General features: G+C 70.6%; 21 protein-coding genes. 13 read left to right on the top strand and 8 right to left on the bottom strand.

Annotated features, from left to right (window positions below; translation table 11 throughout):
* Positions 1 to 76: 76 nt before the first annotated feature.
* From PUR71_RS29280 to PUR71_RS29270, 3 genes are all read right to left on the bottom strand, one after another.
* Positions 77 to 1,489: a glutamine synthetase family protein gene (locus PUR71_RS29280; RefSeq protein ID WP_329930162.1), complete on the bottom strand. Its 1,413-nt coding sequence runs from the start codon at positions 1,487 to 1,489 to the stop codon at positions 77 to 79.
* Positions 1,486 to 2,979: an amino acid permease gene (locus PUR71_RS29275; protein WP_329930161.1), complete on the bottom strand. Its 1,494-nt coding sequence runs from the start codon at positions 2,977 to 2,979 to the stop codon at positions 1,486 to 1,488. The genes PUR71_RS29280 and PUR71_RS29275 overlap by 4 nt, the downstream gene beginning before the upstream one ends.
* A 70-nt stretch (positions 2,980 to 3,049) precedes the next feature.
* Positions 3,050 to 3,847, bottom strand: a complete 798-nt coding sequence (locus tag PUR71_RS29270) for a hypothetical protein (protein ID WP_329930160.1) — start codon at positions 3,845 to 3,847, stop codon at positions 3,050 to 3,052.
* Between the two features lie 568 nt (positions 3,848 to 4,415).
* On the opposite strand from PUR71_RS29270, the gene PUR71_RS29265 reads away from it, so the two are divergent.
* Both PUR71_RS29265 and PUR71_RS29260 read left to right on the top strand, forming a co-directional pair.
* Positions 4,416 to 5,552 carry a helix-turn-helix transcriptional regulator gene (locus PUR71_RS29265; RefSeq protein ID WP_329930159.1) on the top strand — a complete coding sequence of 379 codons (1,137 nt, stop codon included), beginning with the start codon at positions 4,416 to 4,418 and terminating at the stop codon, positions 5,550 to 5,552.
* A 20-nt stretch (positions 5,553 to 5,572) separates the two neighbouring features.
* Positions 5,573 to 6,298 carry a 5-formyltetrahydrofolate cyclo-ligase gene (locus tag PUR71_RS29260; RefSeq protein ID WP_329930158.1) on the top strand — a complete coding sequence of 242 codons (726 nt, stop codon included), beginning with the start codon at positions 5,573 to 5,575 and terminating at the stop codon, positions 6,296 to 6,298.
* Between the two features lie 91 nt (positions 6,299 to 6,389).
* Here PUR71_RS29260 and PUR71_RS29255 read toward each other — a convergent pair whose 3' ends face one another.
* Entirely contained in the window at positions 6,390 to 7,073 is a 684-nt protein-coding gene (locus PUR71_RS29255; protein ID WP_329930157.1) for a RibD family protein, read from the bottom strand.
* A 40-nt stretch (positions 7,074 to 7,113) separates the two neighbouring features.
* Positions 7,114 to 8,505 (bottom strand): helix-turn-helix transcriptional regulator, encoded by a 1,392-nt coding sequence (locus PUR71_RS29250; RefSeq protein WP_329930156.1) that lies wholly within the window; start codon positions 8,503 to 8,505, stop codon positions 7,114 to 7,116.
* Between the two features lie 173 nt (positions 8,506 to 8,678).
* Here PUR71_RS29250 and PUR71_RS29245 point away from each other — a divergent pair, with 173 nt between their 5' ends.
* Genes PUR71_RS29245 through PUR71_RS29220 form a run of 6 tightly spaced genes read left to right on the top strand, consistent with a single transcriptional unit; the run spans position 8,679 to position 13,401 of the window.
* On the top strand, positions 8,679 to 8,810 hold the full coding sequence (locus tag PUR71_RS29245) for a hypothetical protein (RefSeq protein ID WP_329930155.1): 132 nt from the start codon (positions 8,679 to 8,681) through the stop codon (positions 8,808 to 8,810).
* 9 nt (positions 8,811 to 8,819) lie between these two features.
* Complete coding sequence (locus PUR71_RS29240; protein WP_329930154.1) at positions 8,820 to 10,007, top strand: cupin domain-containing protein; 1,188 nt, start codon at positions 8,820 to 8,822, stop codon at positions 10,005 to 10,007.
* Positions 10,004 to 10,900: an aldo/keto reductase gene (locus tag PUR71_RS29235; RefSeq protein ID WP_329930153.1), complete on the top strand. Its 897-nt coding sequence runs from the start codon at positions 10,004 to 10,006 to the stop codon at positions 10,898 to 10,900. The genes PUR71_RS29240 and PUR71_RS29235 overlap by 4 nt, the downstream gene beginning before the upstream one ends.
* Positions 10,884 to 11,735: a hypothetical protein gene (locus PUR71_RS29230; protein WP_329930152.1), complete on the top strand. Its 852-nt coding sequence runs from the start codon at positions 10,884 to 10,886 to the stop codon at positions 11,733 to 11,735. The genes PUR71_RS29235 and PUR71_RS29230 overlap by 17 nt, the downstream gene beginning before the upstream one ends.
* On the top strand, positions 11,722 to 12,567 hold the full coding sequence (locus PUR71_RS29225) for a hypothetical protein (protein WP_329930151.1): 846 nt from the start codon (positions 11,722 to 11,724) through the stop codon (positions 12,565 to 12,567). Before PUR71_RS29230 ends, PUR71_RS29225 begins: the two co-directional genes overlap by 14 nt.
* A 45-nt stretch (positions 12,568 to 12,612) precedes the next feature.
* A complete protein-coding gene (locus PUR71_RS29220; protein ID WP_443077607.1) occupies positions 12,613 to 13,401 on the top strand; it encodes a hypothetical protein in 789 nt (262 codons plus the stop codon).
* A 63-nt stretch (positions 13,402 to 13,464) separates the two neighbouring features.
* Here the strand turns inward: PUR71_RS29220 and PUR71_RS29215 are convergent, their stop codons facing one another.
* The 3 genes from PUR71_RS29215 to PUR71_RS29205 all read right to left on the bottom strand — a co-directional run bounded on the left by PUR71_RS29215 (position 13,465) and on the right by PUR71_RS29205 (position 16,090).
* Entirely contained in the window at positions 13,465 to 13,899 is a 435-nt protein-coding gene (locus PUR71_RS29215; RefSeq protein WP_329930149.1) for an NUDIX hydrolase, read from the bottom strand.
* Positions 13,900 to 14,081: 182 nt separating this feature from the next.
* A complete protein-coding gene (locus PUR71_RS29210) occupies positions 14,082 to 14,795 on the bottom strand; it encodes an SDR family NAD(P)-dependent oxidoreductase (RefSeq protein WP_329930148.1) in 714 nt (237 codons plus the stop codon).
* Positions 14,792 to 16,090 carry a hypothetical protein gene (locus PUR71_RS29205; protein ID WP_329930147.1) on the bottom strand — a complete coding sequence of 433 codons (1,299 nt, stop codon included), beginning with the start codon at positions 16,088 to 16,090 and terminating at the stop codon, positions 14,792 to 14,794. Before PUR71_RS29205 ends, PUR71_RS29210 begins: the two co-directional genes overlap by 4 nt.
* A 476-nt stretch (positions 16,091 to 16,566) precedes the next feature.
* Between PUR71_RS29205 and PUR71_RS29200 the strand changes: the two genes are divergently transcribed.
* Genes PUR71_RS29200 through PUR71_RS29180 form a run of 5 tightly spaced genes read left to right on the top strand, consistent with a single transcriptional unit; the run spans position 16,567 to position 21,425 of the window.
* Positions 16,567 to 17,502 (top strand): NAD-dependent epimerase/dehydratase family protein, encoded by a 936-nt coding sequence (locus tag PUR71_RS29200; RefSeq protein WP_329930146.1) that lies wholly within the window; start codon positions 16,567 to 16,569, stop codon positions 17,500 to 17,502.
* Positions 17,499 to 18,158, top strand: a complete 660-nt coding sequence (locus PUR71_RS29195) for a phytanoyl-CoA dioxygenase family protein (RefSeq protein WP_329930145.1) — start codon at positions 17,499 to 17,501, stop codon at positions 18,156 to 18,158. The genes PUR71_RS29200 and PUR71_RS29195 overlap by 4 nt, the downstream gene beginning before the upstream one ends.
* Positions 18,155 to 19,174: a glycosyltransferase family 2 protein gene (locus PUR71_RS29190; protein WP_329930144.1), complete on the top strand. Its 1,020-nt coding sequence runs from the start codon at positions 18,155 to 18,157 to the stop codon at positions 19,172 to 19,174. Before PUR71_RS29195 ends, PUR71_RS29190 begins: the two co-directional genes overlap by 4 nt.
* Positions 19,171 to 20,208 carry a glycosyltransferase family protein gene (locus PUR71_RS29185; RefSeq protein WP_329930143.1) on the top strand — a complete coding sequence of 346 codons (1,038 nt, stop codon included), beginning with the start codon at positions 19,171 to 19,173 and terminating at the stop codon, positions 20,206 to 20,208. Before PUR71_RS29190 ends, PUR71_RS29185 begins: the two co-directional genes overlap by 4 nt.
* 14 nt (positions 20,209 to 20,222) lie before the next feature.
* Positions 20,223 to 21,425, top strand: a complete 1,203-nt coding sequence (locus PUR71_RS29180) for a polysaccharide pyruvyl transferase family protein (protein WP_329930142.1) — start codon at positions 20,223 to 20,225, stop codon at positions 21,423 to 21,425.
* Positions 21,426 to 21,440 lie beyond the last annotated feature (15 nt).

Genomic DNA, 21,440 nt, shown 5'->3' with positions numbered 1-21,440 from the left:
ACAGGGAAGCGTGGTGTGGGGGTTGGGTCCGGACCGGGCGCGGGGAGGGGGATTCGACCCGCGACCGGCCCGGGGCTCATGCCTGAACGAGACCGCGCGCGACCTCGGCGTCGGTGACCACACGGGCGTGGTGGTCCACGTCCATGCGGGCGATCCGGGCCAGGTGCGCAACCACCCGTTCCTCCAGCAGCTCACCGGCCAGCGCGCTGGCCTCGAACACGGCGACGGCCTCCTCCAGCGACTGCGGCACCAGCGGCACGCCACGCTGCTCGTAGGCGTCGCCGCCGGTGGGCGGCGGGGGCTTGAGCCCGGCCTCGATGCCGTGCCGGATGCCGGCGAACACCGCGGCCAGGGCCAGCATCGGGTTGGCGTCCGCGCCCGGCAGCCGTACCTCCAGCCGCAGGCTGCGGCCGTGGCCGACCACCCGTACCGCGCACGTCCGGTTGTCCCGGCCCCAGGCGAGCCGGGCCGGTGCGAAGGAGTGCGGCTGCAGGCGCTTGTAGCTGTTCACGTACGGCGCCCACATCGGCGCGACCTCGGGCAGCACCGTCAGCAGCCCGGCCACCGCCTGCTCGCCCAGCTCCGACAGCTCGGTTCCGTCCTGCGGGTCGGCGGCCAGCACCGGCCGGTCATCGAAGTCGGCCAGCGACACGTGCAGATGCAGGCCGCTGCCGACGCCGGTGGACGGGGCGGCCATGAACGACGCCGTCAACCCGGCGTCCTCGGCGACCGTCTTCGCGGCGTGCTTGAACAGCACGTGCTGCTCGCACGCCGCCACCGCCGCCCCGTACGGGAAGGTCACCTCGATCTGACCGGGCGCACCTTCACCCTTGACGGCCTCGACCGGCAGGCCGGCGGCGGCCAGGACCTGGCGGAGCCGGCGTCCGAACTCCCGCACCGTGGGCGGCTGATCGAGCGCGTAGTCACGGTTGTCCCAGACCGCGGGGCGAAGACCGCGCCAGCCGGCCGCCGCCGCGTCCAGGGCGGTGCCCTCGTAGAGCACGAACTCCGTCTCGATCCCCACCGCCGGCACCACACCGGTCCCGGCGAGCCGGTGCAGATACTCGGCCAGCACCGTGCCCGGAGCCAGCGGGTGCGGCCACCCACCGCTGATCGGCTCGGCGAACACCAGCGCGGTGCCCGGCAGCCACGGCAGCAGCCGGGCCCGCCGGGTGTCGGGCAGCAGAGCGATATCACCGAACCCGGACTGCCAGGAGAACGGCCCGCTGACCGCCGGGGTCATGTCGAGGTCGGTCCCGAGCACGTAGCCGCACATCTCCGGGGACAGCGCCCCCGACCGTAGCCGCTCCACCAGCCGGGTTGCGTCGTACTCCTTGCCCTTGAGCCGGCCCTGCACGTCGACTGTCGCCAGCAGCACCGTGTCGATGCCGAAGGCCGAGACCAGATGCTCCAGCGGACCGGTCGGCGAGAGCGCCGTCGTCGGGGGCTTGGCCGCGCGGGAGCGGGCGGCCCGCATCGTCGCCCTCATACGATCTGCGCCTCGACCCGGGCCAGGTGAGGGTCCTCCACCACCGGCACGGAGAACTTGTTGCCAGCCAGCTTCCACCACGCCCACGCCAGCACGAGGACCACCGCGAGGGTGATGGGCGCGTAGTTGAACGTCTCGATGGTCACGGGGGCGCGCTGCGGCAGGCACACCAGCACCGTCAGGATCACCACCCACACCACGGCGGCGATCCCGATCGGCCTGCTCCACCGCCCCAGGTTCCACGGCCCGGGGACGAACCGGCTGCCCTGCCGCAGCCGCAGGTAGACGGGGATGATGTAGGAGGGGTTCATCCCGATGACGTTCACGGCCGTGACCGCGCCGTAGGCGACCGGAGACCAGAGCGACGGGACGGCCAGGACGAAGGCGACCGACACCGCCAGCCACACGGCGGGCACCGGCACGCCGTTGGCCGAGACCCGGCGCCACGTCGCCGATCCGGGCAGCGCACCGTCCCGCGAGAAGGCGTAGATCATCCGGCTTGCGGCGGTGGTCTCCGCGCTGCCGCAGAACAGCTGGGCCCCGATCACGACGAGCAGCAGCAGCTTCGCGCCGGTCGTCCCGACCGCGTCCAGGAAGATCTGGGCTGGCGGCACGGCGGCGCCGGACACGCCGGCGTAGTCCTGGACGGCGAACAGCAGGCCGGCCAGCAGCACGAACCCCGCCAGCAGGGAGACGTAGATCGAGCGGACGATGCCGCGCGGCGCGGCGACCCTGGCGTCCTTCGTCTCCTCCGACAGGTGCGCGGAGGCGTCGTAGCCGCAGAACGTGTAGCCGCCCAGCAGCAGACCGATTGCCGAGACGTAGAGGGGGTTCGTCCAGCCGGTTCCGTTCTCGAAGTGCGTGAACACCCAGGACAGGGACTGGTGGTGGGAGGGGACGACGGTGAGCACGGCGACGATCAGGGCGACCCCCAGCAGGTGCCACCACACCGAGACGCTGTTGAGCAGGCTCACGACGCGGACCCCGACGACGTTCAGCAGGGCGTGCAGCACCAGGACGCCCGCGAAGATCGTCAGGATAAGGCCCGGCGTCGGGGCGACCCCCCACTGCAGGCCGGCGAACGCGGCGATGAAGCTGGCGGCACCGTAGTCGATGCCGGCGATCCCGCCCAACAACCCGAGCAGGTTCAACCAGCCGGTCGTCCAGCCCCACCGCGGACCGCCGAGCCGCTGGGCCATGTAGTAGAGGCCGCCGGAGGTGGGGTAGGCGCTGGTGACCTCGGCGAGCGCTGCGCCGACCAGCAGCACGGCCAGGCCGACGGCTACCCAGCCCCACATCATCACGGCCGGGCCGCCGGTCACCAGCCCGAACCCGAACAGGGTCATGCATCCGGACAGGACGCTGATCACCGAGAAGGAGACGGCGAAGTTGCCGAACCCGCCCATCCGGCGGACGAGTTCGGGCTCGTAGCCCAGTGACCGAAGATGCTGGTCCTCGGGTCCGGACGCGGTGCGCTGAGGCCATGACATGGCGAAACTCCCAGGGGAAGTCGGGTAGTTGGCCCGGCACTGCGCCGGGCGGAAGACTGGTCGGCGGCGGTCAGCCGGCGGCGGCGTAGGACTGGGCCATTGCCTGCCGCAGCAGCTCGCTGGGTCGGTCCGCCAGGTTCTGCCAGGGCTGCACGGAGATGAACGGAGCCATCGCGGCGAAGACCTCGGCGGCCTCCCGGCGTTGGCGACTGGCCCAGAGCGCATGGGCGAGGTGGCTCTCATCCGTAACCGGCCACCGAGTGCCCCGTTCGCGGGCGGCCTGCCAGTGGCCGAAGGCACGTAGCACCGTGTCGCGGACCGTCTCGTCGTCCGTCCACTGCATCTGGACGGCCTCCTTGCGCTCGGCGCGGCGGTAGCGGTCGACGTACAGGTACAGCGGTAGCGCGTGGAGGGCGGAACCGCCTGGTGCGCTGGGCAGGTAGGTGGCGAGGAACTCGGTCGCCGGTCCTACTTCGTTACGGGCCAGCCAGAAGCGGAGCATCCGGTGGAACGCTTCCCGGCCCCACGGGTCGGTCCGGCGGGCCTGGTCGAACAGCCCCCATGGACCGGGCGGGAGCATCTTGTCCGGAGCCGGAACCCTGTGTTCGAGCCGCGCCTGTCCAAGGTCGAGCTGCGCGAGGGTGAGCAGTCCGAGCCACGGCACGGGATCGCCCCCGAGCACCGAAGCCGCCAGCCAGCACCACTGCCGGGCACCGCCTTCGAGCGTCACGGCGTCGCGCGAGTCCGGCTGCCGTTGGCCGGCCAGCAGAGCCTTATCGACGGCCACGCGAGTATGCAGCGTCGTCAGGCCGAACGCGGTGGGTTCCTCGGCGCCCCAGTGGCGCAGGACGTCGTTGTGGCCAGCCACCGCGCCGAGGACCTGTGTTCGAGTCGCCCACACTCCTGGGTCACCCCAGGAGTGGGCGAGAAGGGCCCTTGCCGAATACCACCGGCCGTGGCGCAGCTCCTCGACCGCAGCTCGCAGTTCTCCGTCGTGCCCAGCGGGGTGCTGCACGAGCTGATCCGAACCAGCAGTGGGTGCCGATGCCATGACCTCTTCCCCCTTCGTGATCTATCCAGTGGCAGCTCTCCGTTGCGGATCACGGATGCTGACGTGATGGCCAGCGCCGTGTCCGTCTCTACGGGCACGGACATGCCTCAGCGGTATGCGGAACTCAGGTTGGTGGCTTGGCTTCCCTCTAGCCCGGACACTGCGGTTATCAGTGCCGTCGAAGGAGAGCGAGGTGCGGGCGTGTTCGTTCGACCCCTGTCCGTCGGCCGGGGGCGAGCCGGGATGGCAATGTTGCGTGCAGGTCATACGGAACAGCAGACAACAGCGCCACAACAGGGCAGATTTGTTGCACCCGGTGGCATCCATGCGGGAACTTGGGCCGTGAGCTGCGGCCTTTCTGGAACTCAAAGTTCAGGGGAGCACGATGAAGCGGGCCGGGCTGCTTGCGCAGTGGCGTCGGGCGGCGGGCTTCACCCAGGACAAGCTGGCTGAGCGGCTCGGCGTCGACCGCTCGACCGTGCACCGGTGGGAAGCCGGCAAGTCGACTCCGCAACCCTGGCAGATTCCGCTGCTCGCCAGGACGGTCGGACGCAGTGCCGCGGAGCTCGAAGCGCTTTTCGACGGGCGACTGTACGACCGTCGGCCGGAGACTCAGGCCAGCACCCTCAATGGGTCGTCGCCCGATGAACTGCGCATCGTGTACTTGGACCTTGAGCGGCGGTACGACCGAGTCCCCTCGTCCACCCTGCTCGCCGAGGCCGGTCAGCACTTCGCCCGTCTTGATCACCTGGCACGTCAGTTCCGAGCCGGCCCCCAGCAGCGGGACGTGCTGACGCTCCAGGCCGAGACGAGCACCCTGATGGGGAAGCTTGTGTGGGACGCCTCGCAGCGACGCGACCACGGCGGCGCCCGGAAGTACTACTCCCAGGCCGCCGCGATTGCCCGACGCTTGCAGGACCCAGCTCTGGAGAGCCATGCTCTCCTACGGTCGAGCTTTGTCGACCTGTACGGCACCAAGGACGCCTCGACCGGTCTCGCGCTCGCCGAGGCGGCAGCGAGACGAGCAGCACCGGTCAGCCCGGCACTGGCGAGCCTGGCACTCCTGCATGCCGGCGAGGCACACGCCATGCTGGGCGACCGAGCTGAATGCGAGCGGAGCATCGGTCTCGCCCAAGACAACCTGGCGCACCTCGACGCTGATCCCGCCACCGACCTCGTCTCGCCGGACCAGGTCGGTCGCCTCGCCGGTTCGTGCTACCTCGAACTCGGCCAGCTCCGCCGCGCACAGGGCGAGCTGGAGGCCGTCGCCAGGAGCCTGGGTCATCGGCAGAAGTCACGGACGATCGTGCTGGGAAACCTGGCCCTCTCCCTCATCCGGCAGCGGCAGGTCGACGGCGCTCTCGAAGTTCTGGACCAAGCCGTTGACGAACTCGAACAGACCCGGGGCGGCGGAGGAATGAACCTGGTGTTCGCAGCTGCCCGGGAGCTGAAACCCTGGCGACGGGAGGTCCAGGTCCTGGACCTCCAGGACCGGCTGCTGTCCCTGATGGCGGCGCCCTGACCGAAGGAGACGATGCACCCGTGACGTTGAGCCGGGAGCAAGACAAGGCCGAACTGCGCGAGCGCGTCTGGGCGGCACTGGACGCCGCGTCGGCGGTCGAGGACGACACAGCGCACGGCAGGATCCCGGCCTTTCACGGCGCCGAGGCGGCAGCCCGTCGCCTCGCCGACCTGCCTGCCTGGCGCTCAGCCAAGATCATCAAGGTGGTGCCGGATACGGCACAGGAGCCTGTCCGTGCCCTCGCCTTGGAACAGCGGAAGGTGGTCTACATGGCCGTTCCCCGACTGGCGGCAGAGGCGCCGTTCTATGTCCTGGACCCCGCGCGCCTCAGTGTTCCCCCCGCCGTGGCCGCGGACCGGAGCAAGGTGCCGACGCTCACCAGCCCCGTGGACGTCGACGAGCTGGCACCGGTCGACGTCGTGGTTCTGGGGAGTGTGGCTGTTGACCTGACCGGAGCCCGGATCGGCAAGGGCGCCGGATACTCGGACATCGAGGCTGCCCTCCTGACCGAGGCCGGGCTGATCACGGAGACGACGGTGATCGTCACCACAGTGCACCGCCTCCAGGTGGTAGACGTGGTGCCGACGCAGGCTCACGACGTCAGAGTCGACCTGATCGTGACACCCGAAGAGGTGATCGCATGCCCCGGGCCGCGCACTGCCGCCCACATCCGGTGGGAGGACCTCCCGGAGGAGAAGATCGCTGCGATTCCGGCTCTCGCCAAGCGTCGAGCAGAACGCAGATGAACAGCGCGCGGTGACTGCGCGCGCGTCGAGGTGATCAAACCCGGCGGGCCGGTGGTAGCAAATGCTGCGGCTGACCACCGGCCCGGCCTACTCAGGCCGACTCCTCCTTGGGTGCGTAGCGCAGGAGGACCACATCGCCGACTGCCTCCGTACCGAGCAGGCGCATTCGGCGGGTGCTTCCACCGGGGTAGTTCGCGGGGTGGAGGAAGCGAGGTGCGGCAGCATCGCCGACGACGAGCGGCGCGACGGCAAGCTGGATCTCGTCGGCCAGGCCCTGGGAGAGGAACTGGGTGTGGATCTGGCCGCCGCCCTCGACCATGAGGCGTTCGACGCCGCGGGTAGCGAGGTCGTCGAGCAGCGCTCCGAAATCGACGCTGTCACCGGTGCTGACGACATCGGCCAGGCCGTCGAGTTCTTCGCGGAGCTTGGCAGCGGCGGAGTCGGTGGTGTAAACGACCTTCTCGCCACCGAAGTGCCAGAACTTGAGGTCGCGGCTCAGGTCGCCGCTGGCGCTGATCGTCACCTTGAGCGGGTACTCGGGCTTGCCGGCGGCGACGCGGGCGGCGCGGCGCTGCTCGCTGTTCACGAGCAGCCGGGGGTTGTCGCTGCGCAGGGTGTTGCCGCCGATGAGGATGGCGTCGGAGTCGGCCCGGACCTGGTCGACGCGGTCGAAGTCGGCCGGGTTCGACAGCAGGAGACGGTCAGGCGTGGCGTCGTCGATGTGACCATCGACGGAGGTCGCGACGCTAAGCAAGACGAAGGGGCGGGTGGACATAATGGTCCGTTCTCTCGGTGGCGCAGGGCGCATTTGGTGATCAGACTTCATGGAGTAGATGGCTGTCGAGGGCATCGCGGAACCGGTCGACTTCAGTGGCGCCCCGGCATCGTTGCAGGAGGCCGTCGAGGGTGGCCAGTTCGGTGAAGATCCTTGCGGAACCGGTGGTGACAGCGACGGCGAGCGCCGCCTCGCCGGTCGCGGCTGCCTGTTCGGGGCTGCTGGCGACGACCTGGGAGATGGCAGAGCGGGCGAGGTAGACACCGCGGTCGCGGCGGAAGTTGGGTGGCAGGGAGCGGAGCGCTTGCTCGAAGCCTGCAACCGCCTCGTGATGGCGCCCTAGCAGCGACAGCGATCGGGCACGCTGGGCTTCCACGTACGCGACATCGAGCCATCTGCCGCGACCGATCGGTGCCTCGGAAGGTTCGGCGACCAGCGCGAGAGCGCGGTCGAAGGTGTGCTGAGCGGTGAGCTCGTCGCCGAGAAGCGCATGCCCGTGTGCGCCATAGACCGCGCCCATGGCGCTCAGCCGACTGCCGGGCCGGGCGAGGCGCTGGGCATAGTCGGCGAGATCGACGGCGTCGACCGACTCCTTCATGTCGCCCGCCAGCTGAGCCTTCCTGGCGGTGATGTAGGCGGTCAGGTCGTGGTCGCCGCAGGCGCTCGCCCAGTCCGTTGCCCGGTCGGCCCAGTACTGGGCGGCGCGGTGGTCGCCCCCATCGTGATGCAGCCAACTGCAGAACTCCGCGTACTCCGCGAGGACCTGAAGCAGAGCCTGCCTGTCATGGCCGGCGGCGTCTCGCCGGAGCTGCTGAATGAGCTGGATGTGTTCCTGCGCCGTGGCGACGACCTCGCGCGGCCCGAGGACGTTGTCGCACTCGACTAGGGACCTACGGAGCGAGCGCAGACTCTCGACGGGGTGCAGCTCCAGCGTGGGTGTCGGCGGCTGCGCCTGGACCTCGGGTACTGCGAGCCCAGATAGGCGGGTTACTCCGGAGATGGCGGAAACGCCCTGCGCCAGGGCCTGACGCGGCATGGTGACGAAGATGATCCTCCCGTCGGCGGTTCGGCAGCCGACCCGAACCCCTCCGTCCATACGGGGCATCGTGGCGTCCCCGACCGTCGCACCGGCCGATCCGGGGGGCAGCGTGTCGCCTTTGGGGCGCTGATTCCGGTCGGCTTGGCTGCTCAAACCCGCAGCCACGCCAGCCGATGGAGTGACCGGCGAGGCCCGCAGGGCAGTGGAGAGTTCGTCCCGCTCGACCCTTAGCAGCCGGCACAGTTTCGCCATTTGCCACGGCTGGGGGGTGGTTCCGCCCCGCTCCCACCGGCCAACGGTCGAGCGATCGACGCCCATGGCCTCCGCCAAGGACTCTTGCGTGAAGCCCGAGTTCACGCGAAGCGCGATGAACCGCTCACGCCGCACCACCATCGCCCACCCCTCGACGCGCGGTATTCTCATCCGTCAAGTTGCCTTGTCAGCGGCACGTTTGCCGCACGGACGCCCCATCAGTGCACCAATTCTGCTCTGTTCGTGCGCGGCGCGCAGCGGTTCTCTGGTGCTTGCCGGAAAGCCCGGCGTAGCGAGGATGAGAGGGCAAACACATGGAGAACACCACGAAGGCCGTTGAGGACGACGGCCTGCTCGTCTCCCGGACGAAGGTCGCCGCGGCGCGCTCGCGCGACGAGCAGCCCTCCGACGGCGGCTCCACCGGCCGTACCGACACCAACGACTGACCGCTGACCATGGCCACCGACCTCTTCTCGGTGGCGGAGCGTCTGGGCGGGGAACACTTCCTCGCCCAGACGCTCGGCCGCAGCTTCAAGGTCGTACGCGGCGACGCCGCGTCATTCGCAGGGCTGATGAGCTGGGACGACCTCAACGGCATCCTGACCCACCACCGCCTGGAAGCTCCGCGCTTCCGGCTCGCAGCCAACGGTGAGCAGTTGCCCGTCCACACCTACTCTCGCCCTATCGTCACCCGCCGCAGCACCGTCTGGCATCAGCTGCAGCCGACCGAACTGCACAAGCGACTCGCGGAGGGGGCCACGCTCGTTCTCGACGCCGTCGATGAGTTGCACCCGGGTGTAGGTTTTCTGGCCGGCCAGCTCGAAGAGTGGTTGCGCACGGGCGTTCAGACCAATCTGTATGCGTCCTGGACCGGCACCGAGGGGTTCGGAGTTCACTGGGACGACCACGACGTCGTGGTCGTCCAGCTCGACGGTGCCAAGCGCTGGCGCATCTATGGGCCGACCAGGGCCGCACCGATGCACCGGGATGTCGACGTCCCGCAACCGCCGGAAGAGGAACCGATTGCGGACCTGGTGCTCACCGCCGGCGACGTGCTGTACCTGCCCCGAGGCTGGTGGCACGCAGTCGCAGCCTCGGAAGGCCAGCACTCACTCCACGTCACCTGCGGACTTCAGAGCACCACGGGCGCTGACCTGATCTCCTGGCTGTCAGAGATCCTTCGGGCCGACGAAGCGGTCCGGGCGGACGTGCCGCGCTTCGGCACGCCCGACGAGCAGCGTGCGTTCCTCGGCAGCATCGGCAAGCTCATCGCGGCGGAGCTGGCGAGCGACGATCTGCTCGCGCGGTTCACCGAGGCGCGCGACGCCAACGAGCGTGCGAGGCTCGCGCCGTCGCTGCCGCACGTCGCTGTTGTGCCTGCGGACCCGGATCTCCTCGTGCACCTGGTGACCACGCGCCACGTACTGTCCACCGCGCCCGACGGAGGAACGCGGCTGACCGCAGGCGGCGAGGAATGGACCTTCTCGTCGCGAGCCCAGCCGATGCTCGAGCTGCTCGCCGACCGTTCTCGGCACAGGCTCGGCGATCTCGCCCAGGCCGCAGAGATCAGCATCGAGCAGGCCGCCAGCGTCGTGGCCGAGCTCGTCGACGGCCAAGCCGCAGTGATCGGCGGGAGTGCATGACTGCCGAACTGGCGCTCGGAACCTATCGGTGCCGCGACGTTCCGGCTGCCGTACGGATGGCTGTGGCACAGGGCGCAGCCTGGGTGGACACCGCCCCGAACTACGCGGGTGGCCTTGCGGAGACGCTGCTCTCCACCGCCCTCTCGGAGCTGCCAGCCCTCAAGGTCTCCACGAAGGTCGGCTACATCCCGGCGGGCGCCATGCACGACGGCGTTCGCGCGGGGGCCCTGTCCGCCGAAGAAGCCGAGCGCGGGCACTCTCTCTCCTCGGCCTACATTGCTTGGCAGGTCGCCCGTAGCCGGCACGCGCTCGGGCGCGCTCCCGACCTGGTCTTCCTCCACAATCCCGAGCACGGCCTCGTTGATACGGATCTCGGCGATCGGCTCTACCAGGCGTTCGCCACCCTTGAGGCAGCATGCGATCGGCACGGCATCCCTGGCTACGGGATCTCCACGTGGACGGGGTTCGCCAGGAAGACCTTCGACCTGCCGACGCTGCTCGAAACCGCCACCAGGGTCGGCGGCCGGCAGCACCGCTTTCGAGCGGTGCAACTGCCCGTGTCGGTGGTCCACCTCGCGCCTATCGCGCAAGCACTCGACGGGTACGGGGTCTTGGTCGACGCCCAGGAGGCGGGAATCCAGGTATTCGCCTCCGCTCCGCTCCACGGCGGCGAGGTCCCGGACATGATCCACTCAGAACTGGCCGCCCTGATCTGGCCCGGAGCCGGCGCGGCCCAGGCCGCGCTGGCAGTCGCCGCGTCCGCCCCAGGAGTGAACCGAGTACTGCTGTCGACCAACAACACGGAACACTGGGCACAGGCCGCCGCCGCCGTCGGCAGGCCGCCGCTGCCGCCAGACGTTCTGCGAAGGGTCGTCGATGTACTCGGAACCTGAGCCCACCATCGCCGACCGGATGCGCGAGATGCATGCGGCTGCTGCCGCGATGCTGAACGTGGAACCGGCTGAGGGCCACGAGACGTGGGGCTGGCAAGGCCGCACTCTCAGCCGTCCGGTGACCTCCGCAGCCGGCGACGCTTGGCTGCGTCTGGTGGCGGCCCCGGAGGGCAAGGCCGGAGGCAAGCTCTGGGAGGGGCCGCTGGAGGCAGAGCGGAGCATGCCTTCGGCGGTTCCTCGCCCTCGGCTGCGCGAGCGGCGGACCTGGACGGACAGCAGCCACGGCTACCTCGCCGAGCTGTACGAACGTGTCGACGCCCCGGTCATCGCGCCGTCCGAGCCGGTGCTGCGGAAGGCCCCCGATCTGGGCGACGCATGGTGGGAGGAACTCGGGGCAGCGCTCGACGCCATCTCCGAGGTCCCGACCGACCGCGTCGCGGTTCGCCAGCACTACCTGGACCGGGCGATGCCGCAGTTCCTCGGATTCCCGGTCGACACCAGCGTTCCGGCCTGGAGCACCGCCCACGGCGATCTGCACTGGGCCAATCTCACCTCCCCCAAGCTCGCGATCCTCGACTGGGAAGGCTGGGGTATCGCGCCCGCCGGCTACGACATCGCCCTCCTCCACGCCTACAGCCTGCTGGTACCTGAAACGGCCGCCGAGATCCGTCACCGCTTCAGCCGCACGCTGGACTCGGAAAGTGGCCGTTTCGCTCAGCTCGTGGTGATCACCGAATTGCTACAGTCCACCACCCGCGGAGACCACCTCGACCTGGAGAAGCCCCTCCGCGAGCATCTGGCAAGGCTCAGGAGCACGATCCATGCAGTTACCTGACGAACCCACACGCACCCGCATGGAAGACGCGCACGCCACCGCAGCCGCGCACCTGGGAGTGACCTGTACCGGACGCCCCGCCTGGGGCTTCGCAGGCAGCACGATCGGACGCCGCGCCGGCACGCTCTGGTTGCGGGTCGCTTCCACCTCCCCGAGCAGCACTCGTAAGCGAGGCCACGGCATTACTGGCGCTGATGCCCTCGTTCCCGAGGACGTGCCCCGACCCCGGCTCCGCGGTGTACTCGACTGGACGGGAGGCGGGCACGGGTACCAGGCCGACCTCCTCGACTACGTCACTGACCCGGTGGTTTCCGACCATCCCGACCTGGCCACTGATCCCGGCCTGCCCGACTCCTGGTGGCGCAGCCTCCGGAGCGCGGTCGAGAGCCTGGCCACCGCCCAGGGCATGCGGACCACCGTCCGTGACGCATGGATCGAGCGCGCGTTCCCCCAGTACCTCGGTGTCCCGGCCCCTCGGACAGTCGAGCGGGTCACTGGCCACGGCGACTTCCACTGGGCCAACCTCAACGGTCCCACCCTGACCATCCTCGACTGGGAGCGCTGGGGCCTGGTTCCGATCGGCTTCGACGCCGGAATGCTCCACGCCAACAGCCTTCGCGTTCCAGCCGTTGCCGCCCGAATCCGGCAGGACTTCGCCGCCGTTCTCGCCACCCCGGCCGGGCGCATCGGCGAGCTAACGGCCCTCGCCGAGATGCTCCAGGCCGTGGCCCGAGGTTGGTATCCGCTTCTCGCTGGCCCGCTCGCCGACCGCGCCCGCGAACTGACCGGAGTCACTCCTCCGCAGGACGCCGCACCCGAAGTAACCGGGTGAGCCTTGGACCTTCGGCAGGATCCCATAGATCAAATCCTGGACCAGGTGGAGCAGCGCCTCGGTACTAGGTTGGACCGGCGCAGCGTGGTGCGGAAGCGCCGGACGGTCGGAGCCGGCACCGACCGCGGCAGCTGGATCCGGGTCGAACGCCGCCCCTGGGCGCGGGCACGGGAACAGGGCTGGGACGGATTCGAAGCTGCAGCGGTATTGGCCGGCGTGGCGATGCCACGTTGGTACGGGTCGGCGACGTGGCAGGACCCGGACGACGGGGCGATCTGGCACGTGGACGAGTCCTCGCTGCTGCTCGAGATCCCGGTCGGGGCCGCGGTGGTGACCGTCGACCCGGAGCTGCCGGACGATTGGTGGCGCTCGCTGAACGCCTCGCTGGAAGCGCTGGCCGTTCACCGAACGGCTCGGTTGGCGGCCCCGGATACGGAACGGATCACGCAGCAGCTGGTCGACGACACGATCAAGGCGGCCTTCCCCGGAGTGCACGAAACTCGGGTGGACCAGTGGTGTCCTGCTCACGCCGACCTGAACTGGGCGAACGTCACCGGCCCTGGCGAGTTCTGCATGTTCGACTGGGAAGACTGGGGAATGGCCCCACGAGGACTCGACTCGGCGTCGCTGTATGCCGCCTCCCTCGCCGTCCCGGCGCTCGCGGACCGCGTACGCCACGAGCGTCGGGCGGACCTTGAGAGCTGGGATGGCATGGTGATGCGCCTGTTCGTGCTGGCGAAGATCGCAGGGCCGCACGCCGACTCGGACGACCCCCGGATGGCACCGGCCCACGCCGAGGCCGAGCAGCTGATCCATGCGCTTCAGGATTCGTGACGGCCGTCCGAGTGTGTCACCAGACGAGCGGCTTCCCCTCGTGGCTGCCGCGGCCGGTCGGGATCAGTCGGACAGGCGTCCCAGCAGGGCGCCTTGGCCGGACTGGAGAATGTGCGCGGCCTCCAGCGGAATCCAGAAGCACTCGAAGTGGGTCGGTTCCTGCTCGCCGTCGTGATCCTCCTGGGAGGACCACCGCTCCGGGGTGGGCTCGGTGAGCTCCAGGTGGAAGACGTGCCGGTGCTGGATCTCGAACCGGTACGGGCTGATGTCGTACTCGGTCTCACCGAGCTTGCGCACGATCTTGAAGTCGGACAGGCCGGTCTCCTCCCGGGCCTCCCGCAGCGCGGCGGCCTCCGGAGTCTCCCCAGGGCGGATGCTGCCGGCCGGGACCTGGATGCCGACCTCCTCATAGGAGTAGTCGGTGTGCCGGAACACCAGCAGCCGCCCGTCGCGCACGACGTAGACGAGCACCTTCTCCTTGCAGACCTTCTCGGGCATCGGAACAACCTCCACATGGTCGGGAATAGTTATCTGGAGCCCGCGAAGCGCGGCCTCACTCCCTTGCCCAGCCGATCGACCGTCAGATGAGGAAGGCTGGGTGACGCGGGCCGGCAGGGCGAACGGCTTCTGGGGTTACGCGGGTGTGACTCCGGCGGCCGAGAGGAGTTGGCGGGCGCCGCTCACCAGTCGAGAGGCTTGCGCTCGTAGAAGAGTCCACCGGTGGGGCCGTCGTCGGGGAGGGTGGCGAGCCACACCGGTGTGTCGGCGGCGTCTTCGGGGGTGCGGTCGGTCTCGCCGTAGGCCATGCGGGTTGCCATGCGGCCGGGGGATGCGGCGTTGACGAGGATGCCGGTGCCGTCGAGTTCGGCGGCGAGGATCTGGGTGAGGGCGTTGAGGCCGGCCTTGGAAATCCGATAACTCACGTTCCCGGTGCCCATGTTGCTCTGTGAGCCGAGGTGGCTGGTGATGTTGACGATGCGGCCGTAGCCGTTCTTCCGCATCTCCTGAGCTGCTGCGGCGGCGAGCCGCCAGGCACCGAGGAGGTTTGTGTCCAGGGTGGCCCGGACTCGCTCGAAGTCCGGCGCGGCAGCGGCTTGGCCGCGGTCGACGGCGACAGCGGCGTTGTTGACCAAGACGTCCAGGCGTCCGAGCGGCGCGGCGACGTCGGCGATGCAGCGGGCGACGCTGGCCGGGTCGGTGACGTCGAGGTCGTGGGAATGGACGAACAGACCCTTGCGGCCGAGAGCTTCCGCCGCCTCCCGGCCGGCGAGACGGTCACGTACGCCGAGGACGACCTGCATGCCCTGTTCGGCGAGGCGGGTGGCGATGGCGAGGCCGAGACCGCGGTTTCCGCCGGAGACGAGGGCGACGCGGGAGACGGGTTGTGTGGTCATGCGACCAGTGTGGCGAGCAGTTGATCGAGGCGCTGGACTTTCGGGTCCTTGGCGGTGAACGGGAGTTCGGCGCGTGCGGCGACAGCGCGGGCGGCGTTCCGGTGTGATGGTGCAGCGGTGATCATCGGGATGGCCTTCTCCAGGAGGTGGACGGCGTGGTCGGCGTCGCCGAGCACGGTGTGCGTCCGGGCGTTCTGGATGGTGTAAGTGGCCAGGTCGCGGCGCTTGGCGGCTGGCATGAGGCCCAAGGCGGTGCCGTAGTGCTGCTGGGCGAGTCGCGGTCGGCGGAGGTCGGCGTGGCAAGTGGCGGTCTGGGCGTGGAACTCGGCGACGTCGAAGTAGCTGGTCCAGTCGGGATCTTCGTCGCTGCTGTCGGCGCGGGCCATCTGCGTCTCGGCTGCGGACAGCAGGCGGTCGCACTCGGCGGGGTCTCCGCAGGCCGCTGCCGCGCGGGCCTGCCGTAGCAGCAGCATGGCCAGGGTCCGGGGGGTCACCTTGCCTGCGCCCTCGACGGCGGCTTCCGCGAGCGAGAGCGAGTCAGCGAACAGGCCGTGGTCGTAGCACTGGAGGCTGAGCGACTTGATGATGTTGGCGCCCAGCGCGCGGTCGGTGGCGGCGTGAGCGGCGCGCAGGCCGCTGGCCCAGTACCGCTGTGCTGCGGCGTGGAGGCCGGCGTCGAAGGAGGACCACCCGGCGAGGCGGGCGAGCTCGGCGCCGAGGCGGAGCAGTCGCTGGCCGACCTTGTCGGAGTAGGACGCCTCCTTGAGGATGCCGGTGACCGTGTCGAGTTCGGCGTCCAGGAGCTGGCGGGCGCACGGTCCGCCGAGACGGGCCTCCAGGCGTCGGAGCCGGGGAAGGCCGTCCTCCAGGTCCGCGACTAGCTGGGTGTCGATGCGGCCTCCGGCGAGCGCTGCGGCCACCGGCTCGGGGGCTCGGGTGAGCCACTGGCCGGCGAGCGCGGTCAGGGCCTCGCCGCCGAGCTTCATGAATCCGCGTCGGTCGAGCATGGCGTGCTCCAGGGTGTCGTCCAACGACTGGAGCGTCCCCGCACGGGTCCAGGGGAAACCGGTGCGGACCGGACCGCCGTCCGGCAGCCAGCCGGGCCAGCCGAGCCGGTGCACTTCCCTCATCGGAACGCCGAGTTCGGCGGCGAGGGCTGCTTGGCTCTCCGCGTCCGGTTCGACGCCCCAGTGCTCCCACTTCCACGCCTTGCGCCGGTCGGCCGACCGGCGGGTGGGTTTGGCGACGATGTCGACGACGTCCTGGTAGGTCCAGCCCTTTTCCTCCCGCACCACGCTCAGCGGGTGAACCAGCCGAACCGGTGCGCGTAAGCCGGTCGACCGGCCCATTCCCAACCCCCGAGGTGTTCACCGGACCGTAGTCGGTCCACCACTGTGCGCTGATGGTACATCCGGGGCGGCTGAGGTCAGAAGACGACAGGAAGACGACAAACCCGCTCTGTTCACCAGCAGTTGATCGGGGGTTAGCTAGTGCTCCCCCCGACGGGTGCCCGGCTGGCTGAACTGCGGCTGGGCACCCCGGGGGGCCGGCCGGGGACCACATCAGGGACCTGACGCTGACCCGGCCGCACGACGAGATGACGTCCACCGACGGACGGACCACTCGCACTGATCACCGGGGCGTGACAAGCCAGCCGCGCCCGCACCCGTTTCACCGCGTACGCCGCTCCAGTCCGACGTGCCCTCGTGCCGCCGGGCGGGTCGGGCGTGCCCGAGCCTGGAGGAGCCCCATGCCCCGAAGGACCGCTGTCGTGACCGGCGGAGCCGGTTTCATCGGCTCCCACCTGTGTGACGCGCTGATCCGCGACGGCGCCGCCGTGGTCTGCGTGGACAACTTCCTGACCGGCAGCCGCGACAACATCGCGCACCTGCTCGACGCCGAGCACTTCGAGCTGGTCGAGCAGGACGTCAACGACAAGCTCGCCGTCGCGGGTGACGTGGAGGTGGTGTTCCATCTCGCCTCCCCGGCCTCCCCGGCGGACTACCTGCGCCACCCGATCCCGACGCTGTCGGTCGGCTCCATCGGCACGCTGAACGCGCTGGAGCTGGCGAAGGCGCGCGGGGCCCGGTTCGTCCTGGCCTCCACCTCCGAGGTGTACGGCGACCCGCACCAGCACCCGCAGACCGAGGCGTACTGGGGCAACGTCAACCCGATCGGCCCGCGCAGCGTCTACGACGAGGCCAAGCGCTTCGCGGAGGCCGCCACCGCCGCGTACCGCCGGGAGTTCGGCACCAACACCGCGATCGTGCGGATCTTTAACACCTTCGGTCCGCGGATGCGCACCGACGACGGCCGTGCGGTGCCGGCCTTCGTCACCCGGGCGCTGGCCGGCCAGCCTCTCCAGGTCGCCGGGGACGGCCACCAGAGCCGATCGCTGTGCTACGTGGAGGACACGGTGGCCGGGCTGCTGACGGTCGCCGCGAGCGACCACCCGGGCCCGGTCAACTTGGGCACGGAGGACGAGCGCACGGTGCTGGCCCTCGCCCACCTGGTCCTCGACCTCACCGGCTCCGCCGCGGAGGTCGAGTTCACCGCCCTGCCCGAGGACGACCCGGTCCGCCGCAGGCCCGACACCACCCTGGCCCGCGAGATGTTCGGGTGGGAGCCGCGGACGGCGATCGAGGACGGCCTGGCCGCCACCGTCGCCTGGTTCACCGAGCAGCTCGCCGCCGGAGCCACCCGGTGACCGCGCCGACCGCCGACGCCCTCGGCCAGCTCTGGGCGGACGGGTACACGGTCATCCCGGCCGTGGTCACCGATCCGCTGCTGGAGCGACTGCGTACCGAGGCCGACGCCCTGGTGGCCGCCTTCGAGGACGGCCACCGCAGCGACGACTTCTGGCACTTCACCCGCGAGGGCGAAAGCACCCCGGTGCTCTACCGCGTCCACAACCTTGAGCAGCAGCCGGGCGCCCCGCTCGCGGCCGGGCTGTTCGCCACCGGTCCGCTGCACCACCTCGCCGAGACCATCCTGGGCGGCCCGGCGCGAGCCCGGGTCATCGCCATGATCGTCAAGATGCCGCAGGTGGCCGCAGCCGTCCCCTGGCACCGCGACCGCACCGACGCCGAACCCGGCCGCGCCATCAACCTGAGCCTGTTCCTGGACGACTCCGACGCCTCCAACGGAGCCCTGGAGTTCGTCCCCGGCAGCCACCTGCTGGCCGACGACGCCGACGTGGAGCAGGTCCGAGCCGCCGGGCCCGTCCTGACGGTCGGCGCGAAGGCCGGCGACGTGGCCGTGCACGACGTGCGGACCGTCCACGCATCGCGCCCCAACCCCACCGCGCGCGCCCGCCGCAGCCTCGTCATCGAATTCGTCCCCGCACCCACGGAGGCACCGTGACCAGCACCGCACCCGCGCCCCGCCGCCCGAAGGTCGCCACCGTCACGGTCGGCACCAACGAAGCGCGCTGGCTGACCGCCTGCCTGTCCACCCTCCTCGCCAGCAACACCCCCGACCTCGACCTCACCGTCTGGTACGTCGACAACGCCTCCACCGACGGCAGCACCGCGCTGGTCCGCAACGACTTCCCCACGGTGCGGATCATCGAGAACGAGGCCAACCTCGGCTTCGCCCGCGCCAACAACGTCGGCATGCGCGCCGCCCTGGCCGACGGCGCCGACTACGTGTTCCTCGTCAACCCCGACACCCGCACCCCTGCCGACCTCGTCCACCAGCTGACCGACTTCATGGAGCAGTGGCCCACCTACGGCATCTGCGGCCCCATGCAGTACACCTACACCTCCGGCGACGGCGACGCCGTCGCCCTGGACGAGCACAACGAGTGGTCGCGCCTCGCGCTGAAGCTGGGCGAGGCCGACGGCTTCGTGGGCGACCGCCCGAACCGGCCCTCCCCGGCCGGCCCCGTCCACGGCCGCGCCCCTGCCACCCTGGAGCACGCCTACGTCCAGGGCGCCGCCTTCTTCGTGCGGGCCGAGGTCCTGCGCGCCCTCGGCCTGTTCGACCGGGTCTTCCACACCTACTACGAGGAGACCGACCTGTGCCGCCGGACCCGCTGGGCGGGCTGGCGGGTCGCCCTCAACCTGGACCTGGGCATCCAGCACTACGGCGGCGGCGGAACCGGCGCGAGCACCTACCGGCGGGTGCAGATGCGCCGCAACCGGTACTACTTCCTGCTCACCGACGTCACCTGGACGTGGCCCGCGATCCTCTCCCTGGCCGGGCGGTGGCTGCGCCAGGACCTGGCCGGCCGCTCGGTCGGCGGGAACACCACTGTGGTCCGCGGGTGGGCGGAGACGGCCACCGCCGCCTGGTGGCTGCTGCGACTTGCCCCGACCGTCGCCCGTCGCCGCCGCGCCCACCGCAGCCTCCTGCGCGGTACCGGGGGTGCGCGGTGACCAGGGTGCTGTTCGCCGGGGACTTCCACTGGCAGGCCGGATCGGCGCACATGGTCGCCGAGTACGTGCGCGCCGCCCCGGCGTTGGACTGCGAAGTCGCCCTCGCCGGGCCGCTGTGCCGCCTGGACGACCAGGTCCCCGGCCTGCTGCCGGTCGTCGACGACCTCGCCTGGGGCACGCACCTGGTCCTGGTCTTCGAGGGCCGGCAGTTCCTGGACGAGCGGCGGCTGGAGCTGTGCGAGCGCTTCCCGCGGAGCCGCCGGATCGTCCTGGACCCGGATGCCCACTGGGGCGAGCACACCGTACTCGGCGCCGACGACTCCGCCGGACCGTACGGCCACCAGCAGTGGCAGCAGCTGTACCGGCAGCTGAGCGACATCATCCTCCAGCCGCGCCTCGGCAAACTCCCCGACGGCACGCAGTTCTTCCCGTACTTCGGGATGCCCAAGCCGGTGCACAGGCCGGATCGGGCACCGGCCGCGACCTACGACCTCCAGTACGTCGGCGCGAACTGGTGGCGCTGGGACGCACTCGCCGACCTGGTCGAGGCTGCCCGATCGGCCCGGCCGCCGCTGACCCGCCTGCGGGTGGCCGGCCGCTGGTGGAGCGGCGACCCCCACCCCGAGCACCTCACCGCTACCGCCAACCGGCCCGGCTGGCTGGCCGAGCGCGGCGTCAAGGTCACCGGCCCCGTCCCGTTCGGCCAGGTCCTCACCCAGATGGCGAAGGCCGAGATCACTCCGGTCCTGGCCCGCCCCCTGCTCGCCCACCAGCACCTGCTCACCCCGCGCATGTTCGAGACCGTCGCGGCCGGCACCATGCCCGTCCTGCCGCCCGAACTCGCCTACACCACCGCCCTCTACGGCGAGGAGATCGCCCCGTTCCTGCTCGGCGGCGACCCGGCCGAGGACCTCGCGCGGCTCCTGCGCGACGGCCCCGCCAACCGCCAGCAGCTCGGCCGCGTCCAGGACGTACTCCGCCGCAGCTTCAACTACCGGCGTGTCCTGGGCGATCTCCTCGCCTTCACCCACTAGCCCGGGAGACTCCTGTGCCCAACATCCTGATCACCGGCGTCACCAGCTGCGAGAGTCGAGGGGTCGAGGCTCTCGTCCGCTCGCTGGCCACCGCGCTGACCACCACGGCGGACACCACGGTCACCGTCCTCACCCAGACCCCCGACCTGGACACCGCAGCGCTCGCCGGAAGCGGTGCCAGCTGCACCGCGGACCCGTTCGTCGTCTCCCGTTCCTGGGCCACGCAGCGGCCGGTCGAGACCGAGCAGCACCGCCGCGAACGCGCCTCCCGCCTCCTCAGGAACGCGGACCTGGTCCTGGCCACCGGGGGCGACCTGCACACCTCCGACTACGGCGTCTCCACCTCCTACCTCGCGGTGCTCGACCGGGCCCAGAATCTCGGCGTCCCCACCGCGATGGTCGGCCAGTCGGTGGGCCCGTTCACCGACCCGGCCGAGCAGGCCGCGTTCACCGCCACCGCCGGCCGCCTCGACCTGCTGACCGTCCGCGAGACCACCACCCTGGCCTACCTCGTCGGTGAACTCGCCTTACCCGCCGACCAGGTGCTGCTCTCCGCCGACCCCGCCTTCCTCCTCCGGCCGTCCAGCACCGACCGCACCGCGCACCTGCTCACCGACGCCGGCCTCGACGCCGCCCAGGAGTACGTGTGCCTGGCCCCGAGCCGGGGCGTCACCCGCTACAGCCCGATCACCGACGCCCAGCACCTGGACGCGCTCACCCGCCTCACTGACACCCTGTGGCGCGTCCGCCGCCAGCCGCTGGTCCTCGTCCCGCACTGCCACGACTCCCGCGAGCACAACGACGACCGCCTCCTGGCCCGGCAGATCGCGGCCCGCCTGCCCGACGTGCCGGTGCACGTGCTGGACGCCGCCGGCACCGGGGCCGCCGACTACAAGGCAGTCCTCGGCGGCGCGGAACTGGTCGTCTCCGAGCGACTGCACGCCTCGATCGGTGCCCTGTCCAGCGGAACCCCCGCCGTCGCCCTCGGCCACTCCCCGAAGTTCCACGGCGTCCTCGCCGACACCTACGGCCCCGGCGTCCCGGCCGGCGACGTCCACCACGACATCGCCGTGTTCACCAGCGACCCGGCCGCAGCCGGACACCTCGCCCACCTCGATGCCGACAAGCTCCGCGACCACCTCGCCACCCGGCTCCCCAACGCCGTCGCGCTCGCCACCGAGGACATCGCCCGGGTGCGCGCCCTCCTCAACTCCTGAAACACCCAACCTGAT

The sequence above is a fragment of the Streptomyces sp. SP17BM10 genome (assembly GCF_036322405.1).
Lineage (GTDB): Bacteria > Actinomycetota > Actinomycetes > Streptomycetales > Streptomycetaceae > Kitasatospora.
This window is presented reverse-complemented; position numbering and strand designations above follow the sequence as displayed.